This window comes from Enterobacter cloacae complex sp. EB5, assembly GCF_031432835.1.
Lineage (GTDB): Bacteria > Pseudomonadota > Gammaproteobacteria > Enterobacterales > Enterobacteriaceae > Enterobacter > Enterobacter hormaechei_C.
In genome coordinates this window covers 2,734,943-2,745,435 of sequence record NZ_CP133860.1, presented here as the reverse complement: position 1 = coordinate 2,745,435, position 10,493 = coordinate 2,734,943, and the positions used below count along the sequence as shown (strand labels likewise).

At 56.4% G+C, this 10,493-nt stretch carries 8 protein-coding genes and 1 pseudogene; 4 read left to right on the top strand and 5 right to left on the bottom strand.

The window, feature by feature from the left end; genetic code table 11:
- Positions 1 to 410 precede the first annotated feature (410 nt).
- Positions 411 to 1,046: a hypothetical protein gene (locus RHN82_RS13115; RefSeq protein ID WP_012477419.1), complete on the top strand. Its 636-nt coding sequence runs from the start codon at positions 411 to 413 to the stop codon at positions 1,044 to 1,046.
- A 135-nt stretch (positions 1,047 to 1,181) separates the two neighbouring features.
- On the opposite strand, the pseudogene RHN82_RS13110 reads toward RHN82_RS13115, so the two are convergent.
- From RHN82_RS13110 to RHN82_RS13090, 5 genes and pseudogenes are all read right to left on the bottom strand, one after another.
- Positions 1,182 to 2,357: pseudogene (locus RHN82_RS13110) on the bottom strand (YgiQ family radical SAM protein); the annotation flags it as partial.
- A 151-nt stretch (positions 2,358 to 2,508) separates the two neighbouring features.
- Positions 2,509 to 3,921, bottom strand: coding sequence for a cell division protein FtsP (ftsP, locus tag RHN82_RS13105; protein WP_017384056.1), 1,413 nt, complete (start codon positions 3,919 to 3,921; stop codon positions 2,509 to 2,511).
- Between the two features lie 61 nt (positions 3,922 to 3,982).
- Positions 3,983 to 4,720 (bottom strand): 1-acylglycerol-3-phosphate O-acyltransferase, encoded by a 738-nt coding sequence (plsC, locus tag RHN82_RS13100; RefSeq protein ID WP_003862497.1) that lies wholly within the window; start codon positions 4,718 to 4,720, stop codon positions 3,983 to 3,985.
- Positions 4,721 to 4,883: 163 nt separating this feature from the next.
- Positions 4,884 to 7,142: a DNA topoisomerase IV subunit A gene (parC, locus tag RHN82_RS13095; protein ID WP_047052024.1), complete on the bottom strand. Its 2,259-nt coding sequence runs from the start codon at positions 7,140 to 7,142 to the stop codon at positions 4,884 to 4,886.
- A 118-nt stretch (positions 7,143 to 7,260) separates the two neighbouring features.
- Complete coding sequence (locus RHN82_RS13090) at positions 7,261 to 7,662, bottom strand: YgiW/YdeI family stress tolerance OB fold protein (RefSeq protein WP_023295444.1); 402 nt, start codon at positions 7,660 to 7,662, stop codon at positions 7,261 to 7,263.
- A gap of 139 nt (positions 7,663 to 7,801) precedes the next feature.
- Here RHN82_RS13090 and qseB point away from each other — a divergent pair, with 139 nt between their 5' ends.
- From qseB to RHN82_RS13075, 3 genes are all read left to right on the top strand, one after another.
- On the top strand, positions 7,802 to 8,461 hold the full coding sequence (gene qseB / locus RHN82_RS13085; protein ID WP_047052020.1) for a quorum sensing response regulator transcription factor QseB: 660 nt from the start codon (positions 7,802 to 7,804) through the stop codon (positions 8,459 to 8,461).
- Positions 8,458 to 9,807: a quorum sensing histidine kinase QseC gene (gene qseC, locus RHN82_RS13080; protein ID WP_047052017.1), complete on the top strand. Its 1,350-nt coding sequence runs from the start codon at positions 8,458 to 8,460 to the stop codon at positions 9,805 to 9,807. The genes qseB and qseC overlap by 4 nt, the downstream gene beginning before the upstream one ends.
- Before the next feature lie 104 nt (positions 9,808 to 9,911).
- On the top strand, positions 9,912 to 10,493 hold the full coding sequence (locus RHN82_RS13075) for an NAD(P)H-dependent oxidoreductase (protein ID WP_015571876.1): 582 nt from the start codon (positions 9,912 to 9,914) through the stop codon (positions 10,491 to 10,493).

Below are 10,493 nucleotides of genomic sequence, written 5' to 3'. Positions count from 1 at the left end.
TTAAGATGTGATTTTCATTTCCCGGCACAAACCGTGCCCTTAAAAAACAGGCAACGGATACATCTTAATGCCAGAAGTAAACCTTAATTGATTGAATACAGCCTGAGTCCATTGCAAAAATAACACACAGGGTAAATTCGCATATACAGAACCCAACGAAAAGCAAAAGAAACCTGTAACACATTTCGTTTACCTGTCACTTTCAATTGTAAAAGCCAGCAGAAAAAGCGCATATAACTATATTTATCCCTGCGGGGACTTTTGTTTGTGCTATATATTTTTTACAGAGAACCGCAACGCGTCCAAACACAAGAATATATTTACCTCTGGAAAATGGTCTGACTCCCTTTCACGTGGTTGTAGTGACCTGTTCTGTGATTCATGTAATGTCTTTTCTGGATGAGGAAAATATGTCATCACTGATATTTTATACAGACGAAGCACAAGCACTGATTGTAACAGATACCCTTGCCGTCACCGATAATGGGGAGCCGTTATCTTTTGTTTCCAAAGCAGGTTACATCCCCCAGCTAAGAACCATCATAGCAGGAACGGGGGCAGGTGGATTTTCTAACACCTGGTTGCTTGAAGCATCAACCAGAATGGTCGTATCAGGTATACAAAATCTCAATTATCATACATCGGCCTGTCTAAGGAGGCTGTGGAAACAATACAAGCATGACCATGCAATTCCCTCTTCTTCAACGGTGACAACCAGTGTTTATCAGTTCGCAATTTGCGAGGAAACAGGAAATATCGTTTCGTTCGCCTATCGCTCAGTCCATGATTTCGAATCAGAGCAATTACAATACGGAACAGGAGTAAAACCTGAGTGCCAAATCTTGGATGGGGATTTGTTGCAGACAATTCCTGTAATGATGAATGAACAAAGGGCTATACAGGCGACATACCCACACCCGGAACGGATCCATATTGGCGGTGAGATGATTGCGCATTATCTGACATCATCTATGTATCAATGCTTTAAGATTGGGGAATTTGAGGATTTCAGAACTCAGGGAGAGTATATATTGAGCAGGATTTAGGCAAAACGCGGTTCAGATAAAGTGCTTTTAACAGGCTTGCTGAACATTAAAAGGATATCTCTCAATTACGATGAATAGCTTGAATTCTAAAAATAGAAAAGTAGAGTTTAACTCTAAATACATAAAAACAAGAGTAAAGGAGCACCCGCCGAAGCAGCCGCGCATGATGTTGATTGAGAAACGGATCATCTCGTACGCCGGAATGCGGCTGTTGCCATATGACGGGTGCGGTACACGCTTGTACGGCAGGGCAAAGACGCTGTCCATCTCTTCGGTAGAGAGCGGGATCGCCGGCGGGTTAACCCAGATATAGCGCTCACCGTGCTTTTGCATCAGCGCTCGCGCGCAGCCGGGGTTGGTTTCATGGTGTAAGATGCGCGACGCGTGGGCGTAGAGTACTTTATCGCTTTTTACTTTTTCGTAGGACGGCAGCAGCACATAGGTTTTTTCCCACGGCTTCGGACGCGGCGGCTGCACCACCACGGCCTTTGCTTCCGCTTTCTTCGGCTCAACCGGTTTGTTATCCGCGCACGGCAGATCGTCACCGTACGGATGCGGGATAGGGTCGATTTTGCCCGGCATATCGATAATGCGGGAATCCACCCCGCTCCAGCCCGGCAGCGCCTCTTTCACCATGATCGCGGTGTTGCGCACGTCGCGGATCTCGCTGACCGGTTCACCCTGTGCCAGGCGATGCGCCACTTCCACCAGCGGACGCTCGCCGTTGCCGAAAATCAGCATGTCGGCTTTCGAATCCACCAGCACCGAACGGCGCACGGTGTCAGACCAGTAGTCGTAGTGTGCGGTGCGGCGCAGACTCGCCTCGATGCCGCCCAGGATCACCGGCACATCTTTCCATGCTTCTTTGCATCGCTGGGTGTAGACGAGGGTCGCGCGATCGGGACGTTTACCCGCCACGTTGTCAGCCGTATAAGCGTCGTCATGGCGCAGCTTACGGTCGGCGGTATAGCGGTTGATCATCGAGTCCATGTTGCCCGCGGTCACGCCGAAGAACAGGTTAGGCTTGCCCAGACGCATAAAGTCGTCTTTGCTGTTCCAGTCAGGCTGGGAGATGATCCCCACGCGGAAGCCCTGGGCTTCAAGCATACGGCCACAGATCGCCATGCCAAAGCTCGGGTGATCGACATACGCATCGCCCGTCACCAGAATGATATCGCAGCTGTCCCAGCCCAGTTGATCCATCTCTTCCCGGGACATCGGCAGGAACGGCGCCGGTCCAAAGCAGGCTGCCCAGTACTGGGGCCAGGAGAAGAGGTCGCGATCCGGCTGGATCAGGGAAATAGCGCTCATAATGCTTCCGAAGAAAAAATAGACAAAAGGAGCGGGATTATACGCTGGTTTACCGGGGGAAATGAAGGGGTATTTATTGCCCGGTGACGCTACGCTTACCGGGCCTACGGGCCTGTAGGTCGGGTAAGGCGAAGCCGCCACCCGACTCGTTTTACGGTGCCGGATTCACCAGCATCTGCCCTACCGATCCCCTGTCCATCATCTCCAGCGTCTGGCTGTGAAACAGGAACGGGAAGTGCGGCCAGGAAGGCTGGCCGTAGTAGACGAGCAGTTCGACCTGGCCATCCACCCAGACGGTATCTTTCCAGCCCCTGTCTTCCGGGAACGGCATCGCCCCGTTGACGTTGCGGATCAGGAATGACACCCCTTCAATATGGAACGACTGCGGCATCTCCGAGCGGACGGTCCAGCGCTCCCAGGTTCCCTGCTGGGCGGTGATATCAATGCGGTTTACGTCCCACAGCGCGCCGTTGATGCCCGGATCGTCGCCAAGGCTGATATCGCGACTGCGTACTGCCGGGCCGGTCACAATCTCCTGCGGCAGCAGGCGCATCGGCAGGCTGTCGGTCACCAGCGGCAACAGGCCGGTCGGGCGCAGCGTCAGCACCAGCGTGGAGACCAGAACGCTCGACGGTTCAAAGAAGCCGCGAATACGGTCAACAATGCTTGCCGCTTCGCCGCAGGTCACGGACACTTCATCCCCGTTGGTCATATCCACGAGGATCTCACGACGTTCGCCCGGGGCCAGCGCCAGCTGTTTTACCGACACCGGCGCAGGTAATAACCCCTGATCGCCTGAAATCACGTGCAGCGCGCGGCCGTCGCTCATCTGCAACTGATAGCGACGCGAGTTAGAGGCATTCAGCAGACGCAGGCGCACCCAGCCGCGAGACACTTCGACATACGGGCTTTGCGCGCCGTTAACCAACAGCGTATCGCCAACAAAACCACCGCTGCCCGGCTCGCTGTACTCCGGCGTGCCGAAGTTATCCAGCCGCTTGTCCTGAATAATGATCGGGAAATCATCGACGCCGTAGTGATTCGGGATCGGCAGCGTTTTACTGACCTCATCTTCAATCAGCCACATTCCGGCCAGGCCGTTGTAGACCTGCTGGGCGGTGCGGTTCGGGGTGTTGGCGTGATACCACAATGTCGCCGCGCTCTGACGAATCGGGAGGACGGGCGCCCAGTCGGCATTCGGCGACATCATGCGTGCCGCGCCGCCAATCAGCGGCCCTGGCACCTGCAAACCACTGACGGTCATCGCGACATTTTCCGTCGTACGGTTACTGTAGATGAGCTTAACGTCATCGCCATTCCACACGCGAATGGTCGGCCCGAGATAGCGTCCGTTAATGCCCCATACCTGCGCGCGCGTTCCCTGGGTAAAGGACCAGTGGCTACGCTGAAGCGTGAGGAATAGCGGCTGCCCGCGACGGGATTCAATCAACGGCGGAATAGGCAGCGGCTGTTGCTGCCCGGCGGCGCTGGCTGTCCGCGGCATCGCACCCGCACAAAGGGCGATACCCGAAGCCTGAATAAACTGACGCCGACTGAGTGACATATAAGCTCCATCTGAAACGACTAACAACGCGGGAATTCGTTTTCCCTTACACGACACCGGGTTAAATCTTACCGGCGGCTTCTCGCTCTGCAACTTCTTTATCGAGCTGCGCAATATGCTGAGCCATCAGCTCGCGGCAGTGCGTGGCCAGCTCGCGCACCTGGTCTTTACCGTATTTTGAGGTATCTACCGGCGGCAGCATTTCGACAATGACCAGTCCGTTATTCAGACGGTTAAGATTAATCTTATTCGATGTGTTGGAAACACACACGGGAATAATTGGAACGCCAGCCGCAATTGCAGCATGAAACGCGCCGGTCTTGAACGGCAGCAGGCCGCGACCACGGCTGCGCGTCCCTTCCGGGAACATCCAGATGGAAATCCGGCGCTTTTTAAACTGATCCACCACTTCCGCAATGGTGCCATGCGCTTTGGCGCGGTTGTTGCGGTCAATCAGCAAGTTACCGGTGAGCCAGTACAGCTGGCCGAAAAACGGGATCCACAGCAGGCTTTTTTTACCCACGGTTACGGTCGGCGGAAGAACAATATTTGAGGCCGTCACCATATCGTAGTTGTTCTGATGGTTAGCGATATAGATGGCGTTACCGAAATTCTCCGCCCCTTCAGGCAGACGCTTTTCAACCTTCAGGCCAAACAGCGGCGCAAGACGACCAAACATGTGGCCAAACGTCGCGACATGCTTTGGGTTACGCGGGCTGAACAGGCAATAAATCGATCCGAAAATACAGACCAGAATGCAATAAATAACGGTAAGAATGAGACGAACAATGTATAGCATAGCGACCTCTGAAGCCCTGACAGCTGACAATTATACTTCACCTGTGGCCAGGTAAGGACTTTATTACGAGCGCGTATTGTTAATCGCAACGCACGAATTAACAACGTTTTTACGGGAAATTTTATGGTAATTCCCCCTCCGGAAAGAGGGGGGATGAAACAGGTTACTCTTCGCTGTCGTCCGCTTTGCTGCGCGCCGGCGAGTCGATCTCCACGCGGTCGATTCGCTGGAGGCCGCGCATCAGTGAGCCGCGACGTCCACGCTCACCCACCACCTTCTGCAACTCTTCCGGACGCAGTTTGATTTTACGCTTGCCGACATGAATGGTCAGCGTGCTCTGCGGCGGCAGCAGGAAGAGATGCGCGAGGCTATCTTCGCCTTTTGCCGCTTCCGCTGACGGGATGCTGATGATCTTGTTGCCCTTGCCTTTCGACAGCTCCGGCAAATCGCTGACCGGGAACATCAGCATACGTCCGGCAGCGGTGATCGCCAGCAGCATGTCGCTTTCGTTCTCGATGATCAGCGGCGGCATGACGTGTGCGTTATCCGGCAGGCTAATCAGCGCTTTACCGGCACGGTTACGCGACACCAGATCGTTGAAGGTACAGATAAAGCCGTAGCCCGCATCAGACGCCATCAGCAGTTTTTGATCGTCGGCCTCCATCAGCATATGGTCCACCGTGGCGCCCGGCGGCAGCGTCAGCTTGCCGGTAAGCGGTTCGCCCTGGCCGCGCGCAGACGGCAGCGTGATCGGGTCGATGGCGTAGCTGCGGCCCGTGGAGTCGATGAACGCCACCGGCTGGTTACTCTTGCCCTTCACCGCCGCCTTGAAGCTGTCACCGGATTTGTAGCTCAGACCCGGCGCGTCGATATCGTGGCCTTTGGCGCTACGCACCCAGCCGCTCTGGGAAAGCACGATGGTCACCGGCTCGGACGGCAGCATGTCGTGCTCGTTCATCGCCTTCGCCTCTTCGCGCTCGTGCAGCGGAGAACGACGGTCGTCGCCAAAGGCGTCGGCATCGGCCTGCAACTCTTTCTTCAGCAGGGTATTCATCTTGCGCTCGGACGCCAGAATCGCCTGAAGCTGATCGCGCTCTTTTTCCAGCTCGTTCTGCTCGCCGCGGATCTTCATCTCTTCCAGTCTGGCGAGATGGCGCAATTTCAGTTCGAGGATCGCTTCGGCCTGGGTTTCGCTGATGCCAAAGCGCGACATCAGGGCAGGCTTAGGTTCGTCCTCGGTACGAATGATCTCGATCACTTCGTCAATGTTGAGGAACGCCACCAGCAAACCTTCGAGGATATGCAGGCGCTTAAGCACTTTCTCCAGACGATGGTTCAGACGACGGCGCACCGTATCGCGGCGGAAGGCCAGCCATTCGGTGAGGATCTCCAGCAGGTTTTTCACCGCCGGACGACCGTCCAGACCAATCATGTTCAGGTTGATGCGGTAGCTTTTTTCCAGATCGGTAGTGGCGAACAGGTGGTTCATCACCTGCTCCATGTCCACGCGGTTAGAGCGCGGCACGATCACCAGACGGGTCGGGTTTTCGTGGTCCGATTCGTCGCGCAGGTCGTCCACCATCGGCAGCTTTTTATTGCGCATCTGGGAGGCAATCTGCTCCAGCACCTTCGCACCGGACACCTGGTGCGGCAGCGCGGTGATCACCACGGCGCCATCCTCTTTATTCCACACCGCGCGCATGCGCACGGAGCCACGGCCGTTCTGGTAGATTTTGCGGATTTCCGCACGCGAGGTGATGATCTCGGCTTCGGTCGGATAGTCCGGCCCCTGCACGATATCCAGCAGATCGTCCAGCGAGGTTTTCGGCTGCTCAATCAGGGTGATGGCGGCTTTTGCCACTTCACGCAGGTTGTGCGGCGGAATGTCCGTCGCCATGCCGACGGCGATACCGGTCGTGCCGTTCAGCAGGATGTTCGGCAGACGCGCAGGCAGCATTTTCGGCTCCTGCATCGTACCGTCGAAGTTTGGCACCCAGTCGACTGTCCCCTGCCCCAGTTCGCCCAACAGCACTTCGGCATATTTAGACAGGCGGGATTCGGTATAACGCATTGCCGCAAAGGATTTCGGATCGTCCGGCGCCCCCCAGTTCCCCTGGCCATCCACCAGCGGATAGCGATAAGAGAACGGCTGGGCCATCAGCACCATCGCTTCATAGCAGGCGCTGTCGCCGTGCGGATGGTATTTACCCAGCACGTCGCCGACGGTACGGGCGGATTTCTTAAACTTGGCGGTAGCATTCAGCCCCAGTTCGGACATCGCATAGACGATGCGGCGCTGAACGGGCTTCAGGCCATCCCCGATAAACGGCAACGCCCTGTCCATGATGACGTACATGGAGTAGTTCAGGTAGGCGTTTTCCGTGAATTCATGTAGCGCGAGGCGCTCTGCCATATCGCTCATTACGTGTGATTCCTCAACTCAGAAACCGATGGGTTTCAGGCAATATTGCCGCAGATACTACCTCATCTGGCGAGTTGAGTCACAAAGAAAAAGGGCCGCATAAGCGGCCCTTTCCGGGTTATTTGTTCAGCTTGATAACCTGCTTCACGTCGATTTCAAACTCGTTCCAGTCTTTATCGATTTTACCCTGGAGTTCGACTTTATCCTGGGGCGTCACCGTCACGCCGTTCCAGCGCTTGTGGTCGATCTCCACCACTACCGTGCCGCTTTCATCGCGGAAGGTGTAACGGTCATCGGACAGGCGCTCGGTAATGTTCCCGCGCAGCTTCACCCAGGCATCGTCCTTCAGGTCTTTCACTTTTGCCGCGGTGGTGAGGTTGGCGTTGTTATCGACAAAGCCACCCTGCTGGGTATGCGTCTGGTTCTGTGTCGCAGATGGGCCAGAGAAGCCACCCTGTGCAGCAAAGACAGGGGCCGTGGTCATCATCATGATGGCAGCAATTGCAGCGAATTTTTTCATCTTTATCTCTCCCTTTAATGTCGTTTCACAATCCATTAAACAGGGTAAACCTTAACAACTTCTTAAGGGGAAAATTTATTTATTTTTACTGTACAGCAGGCGCTTGCAGAAGGTTTACTGACGGCATCAAGGAGGAAATATGCGCATTTTACTGGTAGAAGACGACAAGCTCATCGGCGACGGCATCAAAGCAGGCTTAAGCAAAATGGGCTTTAACGTGGACTGGTTTACCGACGGGAAAACCGGGCAGGCGGCCCTGTACACCGCGCCGTATGATGCCGTGGTGCTGGACCTGACGCTGCCGGAAATCGACGGGCTTGAGATCCTGCGCGCCTGGCGCGAAAGCGGTAAGAGCGAACCGGTGCTGATCCTGACCGCGCGGGATGCGCTGAATCAGCGCGTCGAAGGGTTACGCCTGGGGGCGGATGATTACCTGTGTAAGCCGTTCGCGCTGATTGAAGTGGCGGCCCGCCTGGAAGCGCTGGTACGCCGCAGCCACGGGCAGGCGCGCAGCGAGCTGCGTCACGGCAAGGTCACGCTCGATCCGGCAAGCCTTGTCGCCACGCTGGAGGGCGAAACGCTGGTGCTCAAACCCAAAGAGTTCGCCCTGCTGGAACTGCTGATGCGCAACGCGGGCCGCGTGCTGCCGCGCAAGACCATCGAGGAGAAACTCTACAACTGGGATGATGACGTCTCCAGCAACGCCGTCGAAGTCCACGTTCATCATTTACGCCGCAAGCTCGGCAGCGACTTTATCCGCACCGTGCACGGCATCGGTTATACCCTGGGTGACGCATGAAACTGACCCAACGCCTGAGCCTGAAGCTGCGCCTGACGCTCCTCTTTTTGCTGCTGTCCCTGGCGGCCTGGTTTGCCGCAAGCGTGGTGGCCTGGCACCAGACGACCGACAAGCTCGATAAGCTGTTCGATACCCAGCAGATGCTGTTTGCCAAACGGCTGCTGACGATGGACGTGGACGAACTCCGCGCCCCGGAACGCATGCGCGAGGTACCGAAAAAAGCCAAACATGGCCATCTGGACGACGATGCGCTGGCCTTCGCAATCTTCACCGCCGACGGCAGCATGGTGCTTAACGACGGCGAAAACGGGCGCGACATACCTTACCTCTACCGCCGGGACGGGTTTGATGACGGTCGCTTGCAGGATGACAACGACGAATGGCGTTTCCTGTGGCTGACTTCTCCGGACGGGAAATACCGCGTGGTGGTTGGTCAGGAGTGGGAGTACCGACAGGATATGGCGCTGGACGTGGTCAGCTCGCAGCTGACGCCGTGGCTGGTGGCGCTGCCCGTCATGCTTTTGTTGCTGATTGTTCTGCTGAGCCGGGAACTGAAACCGCTGAAAAACCTGGCGCAGACCCTGCGTTCGCGCTCGCCGGATGCGACCGATACGCTGCCCACCCACGGCGTGCCGACGGAGGTTCGCCCGCTGCTTGATGCGCTTAACCATCTTTTCGCCCGTACGCAGGAGATGATGGCCCGCGAGCGCCGCTTCACCTCGGATGCCGCCCATGAGTTGCGTAGTCCGCTGGCCGCGCTGAAGGTGCAAACCGACGTGGCGCAGCTTTCCTTTGACGATCCCGGGGCGCAGTCTAAAGCGCTGGGGCAGCTGCATGCGGGCATCGACCGCGCCTCCCGGCTGGTGGACCAGCTTCTCACCCTGTCGCGCCTGGACTCACTGGATAATCTTGATGACGTCGAACCTGTGATGATGGCCGATTTGCTGCAATCCGCGGTGCTGGATATCTGGCATCCGGCGCAGCAGGCGGGCATTGATATTCGGCTCAACGTCAACGCGCCCGAGGTGATGCGTCCCGGACAGCCGCTGCTGCTGAGCCTGCTGGCGCGTAACCTGCTGGACAACGCCGTTCGTTACAGCCCGCGCGGCAGCGTGGTGGACGTGACGCTGAACACCCAAAGCTTTACCGTGCGCGACAACGGCCCGGGCATTTCAACCGATGCGCTGGCGCGTCTCGGCGAGCGCTTTTATCGTCCACCGGGCCAGGACGCCACCGGCAGCGGTCTGGGGTTGTCTATCGTCAAGCGTATCGCGGCGTTACATGGAATGCGCGTCTCGCTGGGCAATGCGCCGGAAGGGGGCTTTGAGGTGACCGTCAGCTGGTAGCCATTATTGCGCTCTGCGCAAAAGACTTTGCACATTTTGCTTATTTTTCCGCTCCGTCCTCGCGCGTAGAATACCCGGCATACTCTCAGCATCGAGGACAAATAATGAGCAACATTCTGATTATCAACGGCGCGAAAGAATTTGCGCACTCTAAAGGCCAGCTGAATGACACCCTGACCGAGGTCGCGGATGGTTTCCTGCGCGACGCCGGACATGATGTTAAGGTCGTGCGCGCGGACAGCGATTACGACGTGAAGGCCGAAGTGCAGAACTTCCTGTGGGCCGACGTGGTTATCTGGCAGATGCCGGGCTGGTGGATGGGCGCACCGTGGACCGTGAAAAAATACATGGACGATGTGTTTACCGAAGGTCACGGTTCGCTGTATGCCAGCGACGGTCGCACCCGCTCAGACGCGTCTAAAAAATACGGTTCCGGCGGCCTGATTCAGGGCAAGAAATACATGCTCTCCCTGACCTGGAATGCCCCGCTTGAAGCCTTCACTGAGCAAGATCAGTTCTTCGAAGGCGTGGGCGTAGACGGCGCGTATCTGCCGTTCCACAAGGCGAATCAGTTCCTGGGGATGGAGCCGCTGCCGACCTTTATCGTCAACGACGTGATTAAAATGCCGGACGTCCCGCGCTATATCGCAGAATATCGCAAGCATCTCGCGGAAATTTTTGCTTAA

Bases quoted from the DNA above. Each gene is read 5' to 3' on its own strand.
- RHN82_RS13115 (WP_012477419.1), top strand. From the start codon at position 411: ATGTCATCACTGATATTTTATACAGACGAAGCACAAGCACTGATTGTA.
- RHN82_RS13075 (WP_015571876.1), top strand. From the start codon at position 9,912: ATGAGCAACATTCTGATTATCAACGGCGCGAAAGAATTTGCGCACTCT.
- parC (WP_047052024.1), bottom strand. From the start codon at position 7,142: ATGAGCGATATGGCAGAGCGCCTCGCGCTACATGAATTCACGGAAAAC.
- RHN82_RS13090 (WP_023295444.1), bottom strand. From the start codon at position 7,662: ATGAAAAAATTCGCTGCAATTGCTGCCATCATGATGATGACCACGGCC.
- qseB (WP_047052020.1), top strand. From the start codon at position 7,802: ATGCGCATTTTACTGGTAGAAGACGACAAGCTCATCGGCGACGGCATC.
- plsC (WP_003862497.1), bottom strand. From the start codon at position 4,720: ATGCTATACATTGTTCGTCTCATTCTTACCGTTATTTATTGCATTCTG.
- ftsP (WP_017384056.1), bottom strand. From the start codon at position 3,921: ATGTCACTCAGTCGGCGTCAGTTTATTCAGGCTTCGGGTATCGCCCTT.
- qseC (WP_047052017.1), top strand. From the start codon at position 8,458: ATGAAACTGACCCAACGCCTGAGCCTGAAGCTGCGCCTGACGCTCCTC.